This window comes from Psychrobacillus sp. NPDC093180, from assembly GCF_044754065.1.
Taxonomy (GTDB): Bacteria; Bacillota; Bacilli; order Bacillales_A; family Planococcaceae; genus Psychrobacillus.
The window spans coordinates 173,040-192,283 of sequence record NZ_JBIVOJ010000002.1; the positions used below are offsets into that span (position 1 = coordinate 173,040).

Here is a 19,244-nt window from a genome sequence, read left to right on the forward strand (position 1 = left end):
GGTCACTTTGCATAATAATCTTTTTCATGACTATGGTATCCCTGTTTCAGCAGAGGAAGAGAGAACGGCAGCCATTTGTATAGATGCAGAGGGGAACTATAGGTTCGTTATTGCGGCCAAGGGTTTTGTCATTATAGTCAATCTAGAGAATGGTACTACAAAACAAGTATTCTTTCCTGAAAACAACGTAGAATACCCTTATTCTTCGTTTAGTAGCAATGGAATGTTTTATACTGGCGCAGCAAATATGTTCATGGTATTGGATCCTTTTTTAGAGCGATTTATTTATTATAAGACGATTGAAAATAGGGAAGAAATTGTTGGCTTTAGCTTTGCGGAGGATTTCCTGGGCAATATTTATTTTACTTCGTATCCTCATTGCCATTTACTTTGCTATTCCCCTCATTCAAAAGAGATAGTGGATTATGGTTCAATGGACCATACGGAAAAGTATCCGGGGAGTATAGCTATTGATCAAACTGGGTGGGCGTATATAGGAATTGGTACTGAGCACAAAAATATTGTTGCCTTTCATATGGAAAGAGGTGTGAAGAAAAGCCTTATCTCAGAATCACAAAGGAAAAAGGGAACTGGTTATGTCTTTTTGGGAGAAGATGGTTTGGTATACGGACATATAGATGCAAGTAGTTCTTCCCGGTGGATGAAGTTTTCTAATGGAGATTTTGAAAAGATCGATGGTGAAAAACCACCGTCCTTGTCTTATTATTCTGGAACCGGATTTCACAGAATACATCGATATCGAGAGGGAAACTATCAAATAGAAAGTTACAGCCTGTCTGAAGGATTAATACATCTTATTCACAAGGAAACTGGCCAAGGGAAGTGTATAAAATTTAGCTATACTTCGGACGGAGCGAAATTATCTACTATTTATCTCGGACCAGATGATTATATATATGGCACCTCTATGCACCCATTACAATTTTTTCGATTTGATTGCTCTACTAGCGAGACTACAAATTTTGGTGGAGAGGTAATTGAAAATGGGGAGGGTGGCAATATTGCAGCTTATGCTTCCCATGGGAGTCTACTAATTGGCACAGCCTATGCAGGGGGAAAGCTATATGTTTTTGATACTGCTAAGAAACTCATCGAGAGGGAAAACCCAAAATTAATATTGCAGGAAGAAAGTATTCATCGACCGCGCTGTGCCATTGCTTTAAAGGATAAAGAGCATATTGTTTGGGGCGGTTTTCCAGGTTACGGAATGGTCGGTGGGTCACTAGGAATTTATCATGTAAAAAAAGAGAAAAATGAATTATTAACACATGAAAAGTTAGTCGTTAACCAAAGTACCATTAGTCTTGGTGAATTAAGCTCTGGTGATATCGTTGGAGGAACAAGTGTTGAGACACCTGGAGGAGCAGAGTCACGAGAAAAAGAAGGACATTTATATCTATTAGACAGGGAAAATTATAAGCTCAAAAATAGGTTTGTTCCAATAGAAGGTGCTCGTGAAATTACACAAATCTTTGTCGATTCATTCGACCGTGTACATTGTCTTACCGAACAAGGTATTTACTTTGTGTGTAATCCATATACACAACAGATACTTTTTTATAAAGACTTATCCAACTGGGGTCAAATAGTACGAAACAGTTTTGCTTTTGATTTACAAGCGAGTACTCTCTATTGTCTCCTTAGTGATACATTGCTTAGTATAGAGATACTAAAAGAGCGGTGTGCAGAACCGACCGTAATTCATTCACTTCCCATGAGGGCAAGTAGTGGGATTGTTCATAAAAATAATCGGATTTATTATGGTAGTGGGAGTCATTTATGTAGTATCCAAACGGGGGGAAATTAGGGAGGAAAACAGATATGTATTCATTAAAAGCGCTATTGCAAGATGGTGCTCCACCTTTACTACATAATGTGAATGATCGAGACGATTGGAAAATAAAAAAAGCCAACTTACTAAAAGTCTGGATGGAATGTATAGGTGGAATTCCTTCTTTGGTTAAAACAAGTTTTAAAATTAACTCTTGGGAGATTCATACTGACTATTACCTAATTAAGATTTGTTATTCCACAGTTTATGAGGATACGGTACCGGCCAACCTATTAGTACCAAAGTTTCTGGATGAAGCTGATTTAGTAACAGAAAATGATGTCCTTCATTTATTGTACTCACCTTCTTGTAAGCGGTTTCCAAGTGTAATTGCCCTCCATCCCACGAGCGATAATGGAAAAGAAGACATTAGTACTGTAATGGGAAGGGAGAATAGACGATATGGACTGGAACTTGTAAAAAGAGGATACGTTGTTTTAGCTCCAGATACAATAACAGCAGGAGAACGAATATTACCAAACGAGAAGGCGTTTCAAACAACCTCGTTTTATAAGAGTTATCCCAAATGGTCAGCTGTCGCTAAAATGCTAGTGGATCATCAACAAGGAATAAGCTTATTGGAGGAACTGAGCATAGTAGACGGCTCTAGAATAGGGGCGATTGGTCATTCGTTAGGAGGATACAATAGCTTTTTTCTTGCAGGGATAGACAAAAGGGTTAAGGCAGTGGTTTGTAGTTGTGGGCTTTCACTTTTTACGCAAGATCCTGAGAAGCATCGTTGGGGCAGTAGGGAGTGGTTCAGCCATATACCTAAGATCAGTGACTATATAGATGAGGGCGTTGTTCCATTTGAGTTTACCGAAATTGCCGCCTTAGTTGCTCCAACACCCTTTTTCCTGTGGATGGGCCAAAATGACCATATATTTCCTCATTGGAAGCCTGCAGCTACTGGATTATTTGAGCTTAATTCCTTATACGAGTGGATGGGAGAAGGAGAAAGATTTAGATCCTTGATAGGAAACTCGGGACATGATTTCCCTGTGGAGATTCGTCAACTTGCCTATTCCTTTCTGGATAAATGGTTATGAAATTGTCATACAAAATTTCACAAAACATTAAGTTCACATTTAAAATAGGCCAATCAATTGGTAGGGAGCTGTAGGTATTGCTGAAAAGAAAGAGTTTATTTGAAAATCGCTATAACAAATTTTTACATGAATTAAAAGAAGAAATTATTTCAGGCAAGATTAAGCCGGGGGAATTTATCTTACCGGAAAATACATTAAGTAAGGTTTATGAATTAAGTAGAGTTTCGATTAGAAATGCTTTGGCAGAGCTTGTCGAGGAAGGACTAATCGAAAAAATACCTGGTAAAGGGAACAGAGTAACTATACCGAAAGAAACGCAGAAACAAACCATTACACTAGGTTGGTTTTCCAATTCATATGAGATTGAAATTATTAGAAAAATTATTAAGCGTTTTGAGCAACTCAACCCGTTTACTAAAGTAAACCTTCAAATATTGCCTAATAGCCAGTACATTTACAATCTGTCCCAATCTTTAAAGCATGGAAGTGGACCAGATGTATTCATCGTATCCGACTATCACTTTCGCGAATTAATAGAAACAAATTCTTTAGATTTGCTTGATCCTTATTTACCGGAGCATATCGACTTGGAAAAGGATAGTTATGAGCAAGTGTTTGAAATGTTTACATATAATCAGACAATTCCTGTAACTCCATTTGTATTTTCACCAGTAATGATTTGTTACAATCGACGAATTTTCCAAGAAGCAGGAATCCCGAAAAACTTTCAGATAGATAGCTGGGATGATTTGTTAGATTTATCAATTCGTACAACGAAAGGTTTAGATGACGACAGTCTAATTAACGAATATGGCTTTTGTTTTTCGTCTTCTACAAATCGATGGCCGGTTTTCCTTTTGCAAAATAAAGGTGCTTTCATCGCAGATGATCAATCTTCATCCGTAATGAATAGCAAACAGAATATCGAAGCACTAAAATTTTGCGGAGATTTAATGTATAAGCATCAGGTCTCTCCAATTTTCTCTCATGGAAGTAATGAGTTAGCCGAAAATCTCTTTATGAGAGAAGGTGCAGCTATGATTTTGACGACCTATTATTTTATGAATGAATTTAGAGACCACCAGATAAAATGGGATGTTTTACCGCCTCCTAAAAATGAGGTGCCGTCAACTCTTCTCTTGGGTGGTGCTTTAGGAATTAGTGCAACTAGCAAGGCGAAGGAATCAGCGCAAGCACTTATTAGCTTTATGGTAAGTACAGAAGCACAAACTTTACTCAAGCAAAATGGATGTACAATTCCAATGCTTCGCGTAGTTGCAGAAGATAATAACCTTCTACAACCAGGGATTCATCCTGATAAATATAATGCTTTTAAAGAAGTAATGGGAACCTCTAAGACTATCAAAGACCTTCACTTGACTATTAAGGAGTTTGAATTAGTCGAACGTGAAATGCAATTTTTCTGGGCCAATATGGAAAAAGCAGAGGATACATGTAAACGTATTGAGGAGCTTCTAAATAATATTAAAATAGTCAACTAATAACGGTTAAGTCGTGATCTGAGGAGGGCTGTACTAGTGAAAAAAATTGCTCAACATGTAAAGCAGCTAAAACCAAATCCCAGAATCTTATTTAACGAACAAGAAATAGTAGACATTAAAGCGAGAATAGAAGAGAGCGAACGAGGAAGTAGAATTGATTTTAAAGCTATGTGGAATAAGAGCTTAGAACTAGCAGAGTTATATGTGGTCGAAAAAGAGTTCACGGTGTTGTATCCAAGTTGTACGGTCCAACTGGATATTCCTTTACCGCTAGTACAGCTAGAACCTATCGGAGATCCGCCTGGATATACTGATTACCCTTTTTGGACGATGTATTCTCGAGCTGTTGAGGAAAGAATTAGGATTTTATCATTTGCCTTTGGAATGACAAAGGAAAAAAGGTTCGCTACAAAAGTGAAGGAGTATCTCATTGCACTATCCTCGTTTACAAGGTGGTTTGAGTTTCCATACCGAGGTGCCGAAGGAAATTTAAGCAATGCTCATTTTACCATAGGAGCAGCAATAGGATACGATGCAATCTTCCATACACTGGACAGCTCAGAGAAAAATATGATTAAAAATGCAATCCTAACAAAAGGGTTACAGCCATTCAAGAGTGATTTTAACGATCATGATAGCCATAATATTATTGCTTCAAAGCGGGTTGCCATGCTTATTGGATCGCTTTCCATCTTAGATAGTGATAATAGTGAGGAAGTGGAACCGTTTATCTCTAATTCCTGCACTTATATTAAAAACTATTTAGAAAACAGGATGATGGATTCTGATATTGAAGGACTATTGTATTTAAATGTAGCAGCAAGGCATATCTTGATGGCGGTTGATACGTACCACCGTTCGACGGGACACGACGAATTTCTCAAACATCCATACTTCCGTTTTCTTCCGGATATTTTTATATATACGCTTGGAACTGGTGGAAAATCGAGCTTTGTGAACTTTTCTGACTCATTTTATAGCTTGGATATTTCTTATCTCATGGCAATCATAGCTTCTAAAAATCAGAACCGCATAGCAAGTTGGTACATGAATAAATTCGCAGAGAGTCATTTGGAGACATTGCTTAATGCAAATAATATTCCAGTGCCGTTAGAACCGGATAAATATTATAAAAATAAAAACTCTCATGTATTTTCAACGATAGGCTGGGCTTGTCTTAGAAGTGGATGGATGGAAAATGATCATCTCTTAGCCTTCAATTCTAGTCAATCGGCAAAGAACCATAATCATTTTGACCAGAATAATTTTGTTTTACATGTTGCGGGTGAATGGTTACTAACGAATCCAGGATATCAGGACTACGTAGAAGGCTCTAGAAGAGATTTTACCATTGGAACAATAGGACATAATAGTATGCTTGTGGACGGAAAAGGACAATCGCAATTAGGGAAAAGTAAATTTGTAGACTGGTATACTTCCGATAATTTTTCCTTTGTAGTAGGTGAGTCAGCCGATACTTATGACGGCAATATTTCACAATGGGAACGGAAAATTCTACACATAGATAAATGTTATTTTGTAATCGTAGATAAAGTAGTAAAAAAGGATAAGAATAGTGTTCTCAGCTTTCTATTTCATACAAATGCCCAAATCTATGCAAGCAAAGAGAACATACTTCCTGGGGAAATGACAGAAAAAACGCATATAAAGTTCGTAGGAGACGCGGCTTCCGCTTCACTTTACTGTTGCTATCCAAAAGACTCAACCAAAAGTGTGGAGATTCATAAGGGAGCAGAAGATTACGGACCATACCTCCAAGTAGTACCTATTGATAATGAGCAACAACAATATGTAATAACAATACTTGTTCCTGAAGTTTCACAAAACGAATTAGAGTATTCAATAACAAAAGATGAATCACGTTTCTATATGAAAGTTAATCGAAAAAGTATGATAGATTATATTCTTCTAAATGAGGCGAGAGCGTCATTTTGGCAAACAACTTCGAATGAAGAAATTGGTCTTCAAGGTGAACAAGGATGGATTTCCTTTCAAGTTGCGGATAATATGCCAAGTAAATTTTCTGTCGTGAATGGAAGCTGGTTAAAAGTGCAAGGAATTACGATTTTCCAATCTACTGAAGCCATTAATATCTCTTATCTTTCGAATAATAGAGGTTCTCAATTACAATTGGAAGTTTTAAAAGATACACAGTTTTGGTTAAAAACTCCTGAAATCACAAGCTTAGTAATAAATGATGAAAAGCATTTACCAGACTACAAAACTGAAAAAGGAATACTAGAGTTAAATTTGTCTCCTGGAATTTATGAGATAGATATAACTATTTAATTTAAATTAACTCGAATTTCAACAGGATGATGAGATTCATATTATGTATTTATAAAGGGTGGTTAACATGGAACTTTCAGGGTGGAGAGGTTCTCTATATCACTATATGGATTGGGCTTTTAAGCTTGCGTATCTAAATATTCTTTGGTTAATGGGAATACTCATTGGTTTTGGAATTTTAGGATTTTTTCCTTCTACAGTAGCAATGTTCTCTGTACTAAGAAAGTGGACGCAAGGTGAGGTAGAAGAATTAAAGGTTTTTACTCATTTTAAAAATGAGTATAAAAAGGAATTTGTTCGATCAAACAAATACGGCTATCTATGGCTTATTCTTGGGCTAATAATTTACGTAGATCTACAATTTTTCCGTGGTATTCCGACTCTGTGGGCACTACTCGTTTCTTTGTTCTTTTTTATGCTTGGGGCTATCTATATCGTTGCCTTGCTTTATGCATTTCCCGTTTTTGTTCATTATAAATTGACTATAAAACAATATTTTAGAAACTGTTTACTCATTGTTCTTTCTAATCCATTGTTTTCTATATTCATGGTTCTTGGATTTTATTTTCCATACTATTTAATGATTAAAATCCCAGGATTACTACCATTTTTCGGAGGTAGTCTTATAAGCCTTGTATTGATGACTATTTCTCACAAAATGTTTGTTATTTTAGAAAAGAGCAAAACATCAAGTGAGAATAAATAGGAAATGAAGATAATATAACTTTTATTTATCTGAAGACTCAAACTCCGGTAGTTTGATAAATCAACAAAGAAAGAACCTGTGGGAAAGGGGAGGGTGGTTATTGAAACTAAAAATAAGGAACTTCATACGCTGGATTCAACGCTAACGACATCAAATCATATCCCAACTAAAAGAAAGAAAATATCTTTAAAAACGAAGTTATGGAAAGATCGTTATTTACTATTACTAATCTTACCTGGCGTTTTATATTTTATCATATACCGCTACATACCTATGGCGGGAATACTCCTGGCGTTTAAGGACTATAGCCCGTTTCGAGGGTTCGTCGATAGTCCTTGGGTAGGATTAAAATATTTTAAATTAATCTTCGAAGATGCTGAGGTTATCCAAGTTATTTGGAATACCCTGCAAATATCTTTGCTACAAATTTTTTTCGCCTTTCCAATCTCCATTGTCCTTGCCTTAATGCTCAATGAAATTAGAATACGAGTTTATAAGAACTTTTTACAATCTGTTGTTTATTTACCACATTTTTTGTCATGGGTCGTTGTTGTGGGAATTACCGTTATTTTTCTAAGAAGTGAAGGTCTAGTTAATAACTTCTTAGTGAATTTTATGGATGCAAATCCCATCCCATTTTTAACAGATCCAGCTTTGTTCAAGCCTATAGTCATTTTGCAAGTTATCTGGAAGGAATCTGGATGGGGGACTATTCTATTTTTGGCAGCATTGTCTGGTATTAGCCCCCATTTATATGAGGCCGCTGTAATGGACGGTGCTAGCCGTTTAAGACAAATGTGGCATATCACTTTACCAGCACTAAAAAGTACAATTGTCATCTTATTAATCCTACGTTTAGGGAATGTCATGGATAGTGGGTTCGAGCAAATATTTCTAATGTTGAATCCTTTTAATATGGAATCGGGGAATGTTCTGGATACGTACGTGTATTTTAAAGGAATCCAGCAAGCCAATTTCAGTTTCGCTACAGCAGTAGGGTTGTTCAAAGGTGTTATTGGTTTAATACTCGTTGTTCTGGCCAATAGACTTGCGAAGAAATTTGGTGAAGAGGGCTTATATTAAGTTACTAGCTTGATAGATTTATCCCGCATTAACGGGGAGTAAGACTCCCACTGATTGAAGTTTCACTTTATGTTAGGAGGCAAGATTATGTTTAAATTATCAGCTGGAGAAAGGGTAATGGAAATCGTTAATAACATACTGTTGTTATTGATCGCAGTAGCTATGCTTTTCCCTTTTCTCTATATTTTCTCCGTTTCCTTTTCAAGTGTAAGTGATGTACTCAATAGTGATTTTCTCTTGTGGCCAAAGGATTGGGTGACAGATGCATATAGCTATATTTTAGGGTCTGATCAATTCCTTCGATCACTTTGGGTAACAGTGTATATAACGGTGGTAGGAACTTTTGTTAACCTTGTTTTCACGTCTACAATGGCTTATACCTTAACCAGAAATATTATTGGGCAACGGATAATCTTATTCCTAGTATTGTTTACAGTACTATTTTCTGCAGGGATGATTCCGACATACATTATCGTAAAAGAAACCGGTTTATTGAATTCGTTATGGGCATTGATAATACCAGTGGCGATAAGTCCATTTAACTTAATCATCATGACTCAATTTTTTAAAGGGATTCCGGAAGAACTGACAGAAGCTGCACTTATGGACGGAGCCAATGATATTCAAATCTTCACGAAAATTATTTTGCCTTTATCGAAACCTGCTTTAGCAGCTTTCGGCCTGTTTTATGCAGTGGGTCATTGGAATAGTTATTTCTCGGGAGTTCTCTATTTAAACGATCCTGCTAAGTGGCCAATACAGGTTATTTTACGGCAAATTGTCATTGTGAATGAACCAAATGCTGCTCTTGGCGGTCACGCTGCCATGCTAGAGGCTCTCCCTCCTCCAGAGACGGTACAAATGGCTGCTATTTTATTGGCAACCTTACCAATACTAGTTGTATATCCATTCTTACAAAAACATTTTGCAAAAGGAGTGATGCTTGGGTCTGTAAAAGGTTAGAATACGCCTGTTATCAGTAATAAGAATGTAATTATTTCTTTATTAAAAGATTAATGGAGGGGTTAATGTGAAAAAACGGTATTTTATTATTAGCTTTCTACTTCTAGTCCTAAGTTTTATGTTGATAGCATGTACTTCTGATGAAACAACCAGTGTAAAGGAAACAGACAAGGAAAAAGATACTAAAGTAGAAACAGAAGAGCAGGTTGAAATTGATCCATTTGATCATAGTGAAAAATATACAATTACCGGGATGACATTTCGTTTTGGCGATCCTCCCCCTTTAAGTAGTCCAGGACTAGATGCGATAAACGAACGATTCAACGTAGATTATAAACCAGAGATTATTCCTCAAGGGGATTATATTGAAAAATCCTCGGCAATTGTAGCGTCGGGTTCTATGCCGGACTTAATAGGATTTCCTGGTACTGATACACGCTTCTACCAATGGGCTGAAGATGGGGCATTTTTACCGTTAGATGATTATCTATCAAACTATGAAACGCTTGGTAATATACCAGACTATGTATACAATTCTTTTAAAGTGAATGGAAAAATATACGGGATCCCACGTTATTCTCAACCATATCCTGTAACACCAATCATTCGTAAAGATTGGTTAGATAAGCTTGGACTGGAAATACCAACGAACTACGAAGAATTGGAGAAAGTTGCAATAGCATTTACGAAGGATGACCCGGATGGTAATGGTAAAGCAGATACGTACGGGGTTGCTATTGGTGAAAATATAAATCCAAACTTTAACATGGGAACATATTGGGATTTTAATGCATGGTATCACCAAAATGATGATGGAGATTATATCCCTGGTGTGATTTCCGATGGAAGAAAAGATTTGGTTCAATTTTTTGCTAATCTTTATAAAGAAGGCGCAATGACAAAAGATTTTGCTGTTCTAGATTGGGCAAGTACAAACACGGAATTTTATTCAGGAAAAGCTGGTATTTTTGTGGGTGGGGTATCAGGTATGTCAGAGGCATATTTTGAAGGATTATTAGCTATAAATCCAGAAGCACAGCTTGTAGCCATACCTCCTTTTGAAACTCCTGATAAGTCAAAAGGCTTCACAATAGGCTCTGGATATTCGGGAATCCTAGCGCTAAATGCTAAACTTGCTGATGATGAAGGAAAGATTTATCGTGCATTGGAGATGGTGGATTTCGGTAAGAAGTATTATCCGAGAGATGAAAAAAATCCACAAAATGCGGATTTTGATTTCTATTTAGGTAAAGAAGGAATTGGTTACAACATGGAAAATGGAGCTCCTGTTCAAGTCCCGACTTTCTCATCTGAAGGACTTGCACCATCGACTTACTTCTTAGATAACAGAGAACAAGTCCCTGCGGACGCAAATATTAATTATGCAGATGATTACAAATTACCAGAGTTGAAAGAGATGACAACTTCTTTGCAGGAAATGTTCGAGTCCAATAAATTATATGTGGATCCTTCTTATGGAGTATTGTCACCAACAAACCAAGAAAAAGGTACAGAGTTAATGCAGTTTTTGATCAATGAGCAATCCAAAATGATTGCCGGTCAAAGACCAATATCGGATTGGGATAAACTTGTCGACGAGTACTTGAAAAAAGGAGGCGAAGCGATTATTAAGGAAACAAATGAAGGAATTAAAGAAAAGGGTTATACAGAAAGAGAATGGAAATAACATTTCCTATGCAAAAAACAATTCTAAAACATTCTGACAATCATATACAACTCAAGGTTGAATATGATTGTCAGAATAGGAAAGCAGTAGCCAAGGTGTGAAAACTTTGGCTATTTTTCTTACCTATGGTTTGATGCAAAATTCGGGCACTAGTAATGCAGAATAGTTACACCCGTATACCTTCCAAATTAAAGTCATATTAAAGACATGTCATCTATTAAAGTAGTAAGTTAATATAATAATAGAAAGTTCGGAATATTTAAAGCGGAAGGGAGATTTAAATTGACAGGTAGAACAGAGGGGAAAAAGAAAAATATTCTTAATTATCTAGGTCCTGCGTTGATTACTTCGGCGTTAGTGCTCGGCCCAGGAAGTGTTACATTATCTTCGAAAATAGGTGCCATATATGGTTCGCAATTGGTTTGGGCGCTTGTACTAGCAGTCATTTTGATGATGGTTTATACGGAGATGAGCACGAGAATTGGGATAGCAGCAAAATCGACTTTCATAGAAGTTATGAAGAAAAAATGGGGAATATTTGCGGGGGCATTGATAGGGATTGGAGCGTTTTTGGTAACTGCTTCTTTCCAGGCTGGTAATGCAATTGGTGTTGGGATTGCTGTATCAACGGTCACCAGTATGAATTCGACTATTTGGATTGTGGCTTTTACCTTAATCTCCATAGGTTTATTGTTTGCAAAACAGTTTTATAACATTCTGGAAAAAATGATGCTTGTTTTAGTTGTGATTATGTTGCTCGCTTTTCTAATTACAGTAATATTAGTTCAGCCTTCATTGGCTGATATATTTAAAGGTTTCATCCCGATTATTCCTAAAGATAGTATTGGATTAATCATTGCTTTATTCGCGACAAGTTTTTCTGTTGTCGGTGCGTTATATCAATCGTATTTAGTTAAAGAAAAAGGATGGACTATTTCAGATGCAGGAAGTGGTAAGAAGGAATCGTTTTTAGGAATTTTTCTTCTTGGGTTTATTTCATTTCTTATTATGATCACTGCTGCTACTATTTTGAAACCTCAGGGACTTATTGTAAATGACGCAAGTGAAATGGGATTGGCGCTAGAGCCACTATTCGGAAGTTGGTCTACTTTTGTATTCATGCTCGGGTTATTCGGTGCGTCATTCTCCTCCTTGATGGGAAATGCGACGATTGGGGGAGCATTACTCGCTGACGGTCTAGGCATAGGAAATAATCTAGCGAATATGAAAGTGAAATTGTTTATTATCCTGGTGATGCTTTTCGGATCTGCTATTGGGATTATTTTTGGATCAGCTCCTTTAAACTTAATCATTTTCGCTCAAGCAGTAACCATTTTAGTTGTGCCTTTCATTGCAATTGCTATTTTAGTTGTGGCCAACGATGAAAGCGTGATGGGGGAGCTCCGAAATAAGTGGTTAAGTAATATTTTAGGGGTTATTGGGTTGCTTGTTTTAATTTATTTAGCATTTAACAATATCAAAAATATCTTTTTTTCTTAAAAGGGTTGAATAGGGGGATATACGTTGAAAACAGTTGAAGAATTGGAAAACTTAATGACTGAACCATCCGCTGCATTGATAGAAGATATAGTGAAATTAGAAGGCAATATTATGATTTTAGGTATAGGTGGTAAGATGGGGCCTACACTTGCTATGATGGCAAAAAAAGCGATTGATAAGGCCGGTGTAGATAAAAAAGTAATCGGTGTTTCTCGGTTTTCAAATGGCACATTGAAAGAAGAGTTGGAAAGAGCTGGGATTGAAACAATTGCTACAGATCTGTTAGATGATGAAGAGCTTAAGCGTATACCTGTTGAAAAGAATGTGATTTATATGGCAGGCAATAAATTTGGAACTACGGGAAATGAACATTTTACGTGGGCAATGAATACTTACTTACCCGGAAGAGTAGCGGAGCATTTTAAAGGATCGAATATAGTTGCATTTTCTACTGGAAATGTATACCCTCTTGTACCGGTTGCTTTTGGCGGTTGTGATGAACTCCATCCAGTTGCACCAGTTGGTGAATATGGGCAGTCTTCTTTAGGAAGAGAAAGAGTTTTTACTTATTTTTCTCAAAAAGAAAAGACACCGCTAACCATTTTTAGATTGAATTATGCGATTGATATGAGGTATGGCGTATTACTAGAGATTGCCCGATCTGTCTACAATGAAGTGCCACTAGATTTATCTATGGGGCATGTAAACGTTATTTGGCAAGGGGATGCCAATGAATACGCAATTCGATCCCTATTGATAGCTAGCACACCTCCAACAATTATTAATGTCACAGGTCCGGAAACACTTTCAGTTAGATGGCTTGCAAATGAATTTGGACGTTTGTTCGGTAAAGAGCCAATTTTCGTAGGGAAAGAGGAAGAAAATGCTCTATTGAACAATTCCAGTAAAGCACATAAACTATTTGGCTATCCCCGTGTTTCCATAAGAGAGATGATAGAATGGACATCTAATTGGGTGGAGAATGACGGGGAAACGCTCAATAAGCCGACTCATTTCCAAGAGAGGAAGGGGGAATTTTAAATGACCCTATCACCAGAATTGAAGGAGCATTTGCATGAAGGAGCCTTTATCCCAGCGCACCCTCTTGCCTTAACGATTAATAAGCAGTTGGACGAGGAAGCACAGAGAAGATTGACAAGATACTATTTAGAAGCTGGTGTTGGTGGAATTGCGGTTGGAGTGCATACAACTCAATTTGAAATTCGGGATCCTTCCTTTAATCTATATGAAATCGTTTTAAGGTTAGCGATAGAGGAAGTGGAGAAAGCACAGTTGCAACGTCCATTCCTAAAAATAGCAGGGGTTTGCGGAGGCACGGAGCAGGCGATAAAAGAAACAAAAATAGCTAAATCTCTTGGTTACGATATAGTATTATTAAGCAACGGAGGATTAAACGAGTATTCCGAAAAGGAACTGCTCATCCGTACAGCAGAAGTCGCAAAAGAATTACCGGTGTTTGGTTTTTATCTGCAGCCAGCAGTTGGTGGTCGAGTTTTTAGTTATGACTTTTGGGAAAAGTTTGCGAATATACCGAATGTAGTAGGTATTAAAATGGCGCCTTTTAATCGATATCTTACATTAGATGTAATCAGGGCAGTTTGTGCTTCACCAAGACGCGACGAAATAGCACTTTATACGGGAAATGACGATAATATTATTACCGATTTGTTTACGATATATGATTTTGAATTAGACGGAAAACAAGCAACAAAACCAATCGTTGGTGGCCTACTAGGACACTGGTCGGTTTGGACATATGAAGCAGTAAAACTGTTTGAGCAACAGAAACTTGCCCATAATAAGGAGCAAGTGGATAAAAAGTGGTTTTCTATAGCTCAAAATGTAACAGATGCAAATTCTGCATTTTTTGATGCAAAAAATGATTTTAAAGGAAGCATCGCAGGCATCAATGAAGTTCTCACAAGACAAGGACTTCTCAAAGGGAACTGGTGTTTAATGGATCATGAAACTTTGAGTCCCGGTCAATCAGAAGAAATTGACCGAGTGTACGCAACCTATCCAGAACTGAATGACGATAAATTCGTGAAGTCTTTTCTAAACAACGAAATGGAAAAGTAAGTAATAGGAGGAGACACATTCTGTAGGATGTGTCTTTTCCTATTGGGAAGGTAGGGTTTTATGAAGACGGAAATAAAGGTAGGGGTAATTGGACCTCTTTGGATACGCGATTCACTTATACGATGTTTTGATCTCTTTCCTACTATCCAGCCTATCTTTCGGTTATCCGATAAGATAGAAGAAGCTAAGGATTTCACAGTTGAGCTGAGGGAAAAGGTTGATTGTTTATTTTATTCGGGAAGAATCCCGTACTTAGTTGCGAAAGAAGAGGTGCCCCATGATATTCCAGCGTTTTATATACCTTTGAAAGGTTCAGGATTATATCAGGCATTGTATAAATTGAAACGTAAACATAATTTCTCTTCTATAAGCTTCGATGGAATTCCAAATGAATATATCGAAATAGTAAAAAGTAATCTAGAAGAAACGTTTACCTATAGTAATTTTGAAGGCGTTATCTCCATGGAAAATTTAAGAGATGTGGTTAATTTTCATCTCAATAATATAGAAAAAGATTCTTCAACCGTTGTTGTCACCAGCTTGAAGTTAGTAAGTGAAACCTTGAACCAAAAAAATATAATTAATGAGTGGTTAAAGCCTGCAGAAGAAGATATCATTGTCGCCATAGAAAGAATGCTTCTTGGAACAAATCAGCGACAGCAAAAGGAAATGCAAATTATTTTTGGGAGAATTTTTATTGAAAACTCATCAGCTATTATGAATGAATTTATGACTGAACAGCAAGTACAAAAAAGAAATCATGACACTTATCGAATGTTACTTCATTTTGCAGAACAAATGAGTGGATATTTAACTGCACTTAGCAGTACTGAATATTTATTTGTCACGAATCGTGGAATATTTGAAAGGATTACCGAAGGATATAAGTCTCTACCTATTTTAAATGAGGTAAAAAAGAAGTTAGGAGTTCATTTATCTATAGGAATTGGTTTTGGATTTACTGCGCTAGAAGCGGGTTCTCATTCGAGGGTAGCACTTGTTCAAGCGCAAGAAAATGGGGGATCATCCTGTTTTATAGTTAGAGAGGATCGTAGTGTATTTGGTCCAATCGATTTAATAGCCCCCCTTAAGTATCCGTTAGCAGTCACTGATCAACTATTAATAAGCAAAGCAGAAACAATTGGGATGAGTGCAGCGAATATAGAAAAGACAATGGCATTAATAAAACGAAAAAAGAAAAATGAGTTTACTGCCCATGAATTAGCTACCGTTTTAGGAATAACCCCGAGAAGTGCCCATCGTATTGTACAGTCTTGGTTGGATGCAAAGTTAATAGAAGTAATAGGTATAGAAAAAATATCAAGAAGGGGGAGACCAAGACAAGTATTTTCTCTGCTTAATAAGGAGGAGAGCAACGTATGAAAATTGGCTTAATAGGACTCGACACTTCGCATAGTGAAATTTTCACGAGATTATTAAATGACAGGAACGATCCTTACTATGTAAAAGGGGCAAGAATTACGCATGCTATCCCTACTTTTTCAGAGGATTTACCAATCAGCAAAAGTCGTTTTCCTCAATATTTTGAAATAGTTATAAATAAATATGGGGTCATCCCAATAGACAATGTGGCAACATTTATGAACGCTGTCGATGCAGTAATCCTTGGGACAGTGGATGGTAGAAATCATTTAGACTGGTTCAAAAAAATTGTCGGATATGGAAAACCGGTTTTCATAGATAAACCAATCGTGATGAGCAGTGCAGAGATGAAAGAATTGATGAAGCTAAGCGCAGAACATCGTACACCGGTGATGAGTGCCTCCTCCTTACGATTCGCGGAATCTGTTAGTAGGATTGCGAATAAGGGAGATATCCAAAGTGGCTACTTCTTCGGCCCCACTCCGATGCAAGCACAAATGCCAGGCTACTTTTGGTATGGGATTCATCTAGTTGAAATGGTCGTAACCCTTTTTGGAACCGAGGTCGAACATATAAACTATGAAGTACATTCAGATTGTGAGCAGATACATTTCACCTTTGTAAATGGTAAACATGTAATTATAAGAGGAGAAAACGCATGGCATAATCGTTTTGGAGCAATCCTCCATTCTGAGGAACAGATACATTCATTACAATTATGGACAGAACAAAAGCCGTATTATGCGGGGCTAATCGAACATGTAGTAGCCTTTTTTAAAACAGGGGTAACCCCTGTCTCTTTAGAAGAAACAGCAAAAATCATTCACTTAATAGAAAATATTAACAAACTAAGGTGTGTTCCTGTGAAAAAAATTTAATAGAAAGCCTAGATAAACATTGGAACATCGCTGGATGTAGCGAATCATTTAAATTTAAAGTCTGTTCACAAAGAAGCTGATGAACGGACTTTTTTGTTGCATAAAAACATTTGGAGAGATTCACATTCCGAATGCATTTTCTGAAAATATTAGCTGGACCATCCAGGGACTTAACTATTTGCTAAGAATCAATGCTGATCTTTCCAAAGTACCAGTTTGGCAGCAAACTACCATTTTTCCTTCGAAACATTTATACTTAAAGAAGCCATGTGTTAATTAAGAAAGAAGGAAGTAAATTGAAATCAATTAATGAACAACTTTATGAATACCTAATTAACAATTCTAGAAATATTACAGAACGATGGTTCTCGGAGAAAGACAATTTTACTGGGGCTTTTTACTCGAACAATTCGAATCCACAAATAGATGACATTCTACTAGAACAACATGCTTTGACGATAAAAACTGTTGTCTCCGCATTTCTAGAGGGAAAGGGTTCTTTAGAGGAGCAACAATTGCTATGGGCTGAGACAGTAGCTAAAAGTAGAATTGAAAATAATACGCCTATACATGAAGTCATTGAGGCTTTAAACAAAACCCGTGAAACTATATGGGGGTTTGTTAGTCTCTTTGCAAAAGAACATGAAGAGCTAGTGTCCAAAACAGATATTATAAAATGGAGTGTAATATACAATACATCTTTTGATCATCTTATCTATCTGTTTTCAGAAAAATACTATGAGCTATCCAATAATCGTTTGACTGCACAACAAACATTAATAAATGAATTGGGCACTCCAGTTATCCCAATTTTAGAAAGGGTAGCTGTGTTACCAATTGTAGGTGATATTGATACGAGCCGAGCAAAAGCATTACTACAAGAAGTGCCACAAAAGTGTTCTGCTCTTGGAATTGAACAGCTTTTTATTGATATTTCTGCTGTCCCGATAATGGACACGATGGTAGCCAACGAAATGTTTCAATTGATGGATATTCTTAACTTACTCGGCATCCAAACTTATATGTCCGGTATTCGTCCAGAAATAGCCCAAACTTCCATTCAGTTAGGACTCGATTTTAGCAGTATACCAACATTCAGTTCGTTAAAACAGGCGTTGTTCATGACTGGTGTTTATAAAAATATTTAGGTGAATCAGAAACTGCCCTCATTTGTTAGTTTGTCTAATAGATGGGGGCTTTTTTGATTTTACCAAGAAACATTAATCATTCAAAAAATCAATAAAAGCTTTAACTTGAGCTAACTCTAGAGCAGTATCCCGATAAAATATCCATGTATTTCTTAGTAAATACTTATTGTCATCTAAAACAATAGGAGCAATATACAAGTCCTCATCATTCTTAATACAAATCTCTGGTAGAATAGCGTATCCTAGACCATTTAGAACCAGTTCCTTGCATGTATCAAGCCGGTCTACTTCCATCGATATCATTGGTGGAACCGAATACGTTTCTTGCCACCAGTTTTCAATTGTATTTTTTAACGAATGGTCCGTTTGGTAATTCACTCTCGGTAGGTATGGAAGTTCGTCGAATGCTATTTTTTTACTAGAAGCGATGCATATCTTTTCTTCCCGTAATAAGATTTTATTTTCCTTCCAGCTATAATCTCCTCTCACAATTCCAAGATGCGATTCTTCTTTTTGAAGCATTTGATGAATGTCGGAGCTCCAACCTGTTTTTAAATTTACCTCAACTTCAGGGTATATGGACAAAAATTCTTTCAATAAAGAAGGTAGCTCATAACGAGCAAATAGACCAGACACAGCTAATCTAAGTGTACCTTTTATGGTGTTGTCCATGTTTAAAATCTCTTCTTTTGTTTTGCGTAATTGATCAATCATGTTCTGAGCGTATTGGACAAGAAATTCTCCTTTTACCGTAAACTCGACCCCTTTTTTTCCTCTCGATACGATCTTGGAATCGAATTCTTTTTCCATCTGCTGTATTCGATAAGTTAAAGCAGGCTGTGAAATATAAAGCCGCCCAGCTGCTTTTGTTATATTCTTCTCTTCATAAAGCGTCGTTAATATATGCCAATCTTTTTCATCCAAAAAATGTCCACCTCACCAAAACAAAATATTCAATCAATTAATTTCATCATATCACTTGATAACTTATTAATAAAATTCTTTTATGGATGAAAATAAAAAAACGATATTATATTTATCTCTCATTTTACTCTACTATAACGTTAAGAGTTATGAAGGAGG

Annotated in this window: 15 protein-coding genes; 14 read left to right on the forward strand and 1 reads right to left on the reverse strand. The window is 36.7% G+C overall.

The features are described 5' to 3' along the window. The first annotated feature begins 7 nt into the window (after positions 1 to 7). The 14 genes from ACIP9W_RS03985 to ACIP9W_RS04050 all read left to right on the forward strand — a co-directional run bounded on the left by ACIP9W_RS03985 (position 8) and on the right by ACIP9W_RS04050 (position 18,161). Complete coding sequence (locus ACIP9W_RS03985) at positions 8 to 1,828, forward strand: ligand-binding sensor domain-containing protein (RefSeq protein WP_400786290.1); 1,821 nt, start codon at positions 8 to 10, stop codon at positions 1,826 to 1,828. Between the two features lie 14 nt (positions 1,829 to 1,842). Further along, positions 1,843 to 2,901 (forward strand): dienelactone hydrolase family protein, encoded by a 1,059-nt coding sequence (locus ACIP9W_RS03990; RefSeq protein WP_400786292.1) that lies wholly within the window; start codon positions 1,843 to 1,845, stop codon positions 2,899 to 2,901. Between the two features lie 77 nt (positions 2,902 to 2,978). Further along, the gene (locus tag ACIP9W_RS03995; protein ID WP_400786294.1) at positions 2,979 to 4,403 is read left to right on the forward strand and encodes an extracellular solute-binding protein; all 1,425 of its coding nucleotides are present in this window, start codon (positions 2,979 to 2,981) and stop codon (positions 4,401 to 4,403) included. Between the two features lie 36 nt (positions 4,404 to 4,439). Then, on the forward strand, positions 4,440 to 6,713 hold the full coding sequence (locus ACIP9W_RS04000; protein ID WP_400786296.1) for a heparinase II/III domain-containing protein: 2,274 nt from the start codon (positions 4,440 to 4,442) through the stop codon (positions 6,711 to 6,713). A 67-nt stretch (positions 6,714 to 6,780) separates the two neighbouring features. Beyond that, the gene (locus ACIP9W_RS04005) at positions 6,781 to 7,419 is read left to right on the forward strand and encodes a YesL family protein (protein ID WP_400786297.1); all 639 of its coding nucleotides are present in this window, start codon (positions 6,781 to 6,783) and stop codon (positions 7,417 to 7,419) included. Positions 7,420 to 7,578: 159 nt separating this feature from the next. Next, positions 7,579 to 8,502, forward strand: a complete 924-nt coding sequence (locus ACIP9W_RS04010; protein WP_400786870.1) for an ABC transporter permease — start codon at positions 7,579 to 7,581, stop codon at positions 8,500 to 8,502. 87 nt (positions 8,503 to 8,589) lie between these two features. Beyond that, positions 8,590 to 9,465 (forward strand): carbohydrate ABC transporter permease, encoded by an 876-nt coding sequence (locus ACIP9W_RS04015; protein ID WP_400786299.1) that lies wholly within the window; start codon positions 8,590 to 8,592, stop codon positions 9,463 to 9,465. A gap of 67 nt (positions 9,466 to 9,532) precedes the next feature. Then, positions 9,533 to 11,152: an extracellular solute-binding protein gene (locus ACIP9W_RS04020; protein ID WP_400786301.1), complete on the forward strand. Its 1,620-nt coding sequence runs from the start codon at positions 9,533 to 9,535 to the stop codon at positions 11,150 to 11,152. Positions 11,153 to 11,434: 282 nt separating this feature from the next. Beyond that, positions 11,435 to 12,652 (forward strand): Nramp family divalent metal transporter, encoded by a 1,218-nt coding sequence (locus tag ACIP9W_RS04025; RefSeq protein ID WP_400786303.1) that lies wholly within the window; start codon positions 11,435 to 11,437, stop codon positions 12,650 to 12,652. A gap of 24 nt (positions 12,653 to 12,676) precedes the next feature. Then, positions 12,677 to 13,693, forward strand: coding sequence for an NAD-dependent epimerase/dehydratase family protein (locus ACIP9W_RS04030; RefSeq protein WP_400786305.1), 1,017 nt, complete (start codon positions 12,677 to 12,679; stop codon positions 13,691 to 13,693). Further along, positions 13,694 to 14,752, forward strand: coding sequence for a dihydrodipicolinate synthase family protein (locus tag ACIP9W_RS04035; RefSeq protein ID WP_400786308.1), 1,059 nt, complete (start codon positions 13,694 to 13,696; stop codon positions 14,750 to 14,752). Between the two features lie 60 nt (positions 14,753 to 14,812). Beyond that, positions 14,813 to 16,135, forward strand: coding sequence for a GGDEF domain-containing protein (locus ACIP9W_RS04040; RefSeq protein ID WP_400786311.1), 1,323 nt, complete (start codon positions 14,813 to 14,815; stop codon positions 16,133 to 16,135). Next, positions 16,132 to 17,013, forward strand: a complete 882-nt coding sequence (locus ACIP9W_RS04045; protein WP_400786312.1) for a Gfo/Idh/MocA family oxidoreductase — start codon at positions 16,132 to 16,134, stop codon at positions 17,011 to 17,013. The genes ACIP9W_RS04040 and ACIP9W_RS04045 overlap by 4 nt, the downstream gene beginning before the upstream one ends. Positions 17,014 to 17,309: 296 nt before the next feature. Then, positions 17,310 to 18,161, forward strand: coding sequence for an STAS domain-containing protein (locus tag ACIP9W_RS04050; RefSeq protein WP_400786314.1), 852 nt, complete (start codon positions 17,310 to 17,312; stop codon positions 18,159 to 18,161). A 72-nt stretch (positions 18,162 to 18,233) separates the two neighbouring features. Here ACIP9W_RS04050 and ACIP9W_RS04055 read toward each other — a convergent pair whose 3' ends face one another. Next, entirely contained in the window at positions 18,234 to 19,085 is an 852-nt protein-coding gene (locus ACIP9W_RS04055; RefSeq protein ID WP_400786316.1) for a LysR family transcriptional regulator, read from the reverse strand. Positions 19,086 to 19,244: the final 159 nt, after the last annotated feature.

Coding starts and splice junctions, on each gene's coding strand:
- ACIP9W_RS04015 (WP_400786299.1), top strand. CDS start 8,590: ATGTTTAAATTATCAGCTGGAGAAAGGGTAATGGAAATCGTTAATAAC.
- ACIP9W_RS04040 (WP_400786311.1), top strand. CDS start 14,813: ATGAAGACGGAAATAAAGGTAGGGGTAATTGGACCTCTTTGGATACGC.
- ACIP9W_RS04005 (WP_400786297.1), top strand. CDS start 6,781: ATGGAACTTTCAGGGTGGAGAGGTTCTCTATATCACTATATGGATTGG.
- ACIP9W_RS03990 (WP_400786292.1), top strand. CDS start 1,843: ATGTATTCATTAAAAGCGCTATTGCAAGATGGTGCTCCACCTTTACTA.
- ACIP9W_RS04045 (WP_400786312.1), top strand. CDS start 16,132: ATGAAAATTGGCTTAATAGGACTCGACACTTCGCATAGTGAAATTTTC.
- ACIP9W_RS04035 (WP_400786308.1), top strand. CDS start 13,694: ATGACCCTATCACCAGAATTGAAGGAGCATTTGCATGAAGGAGCCTTT.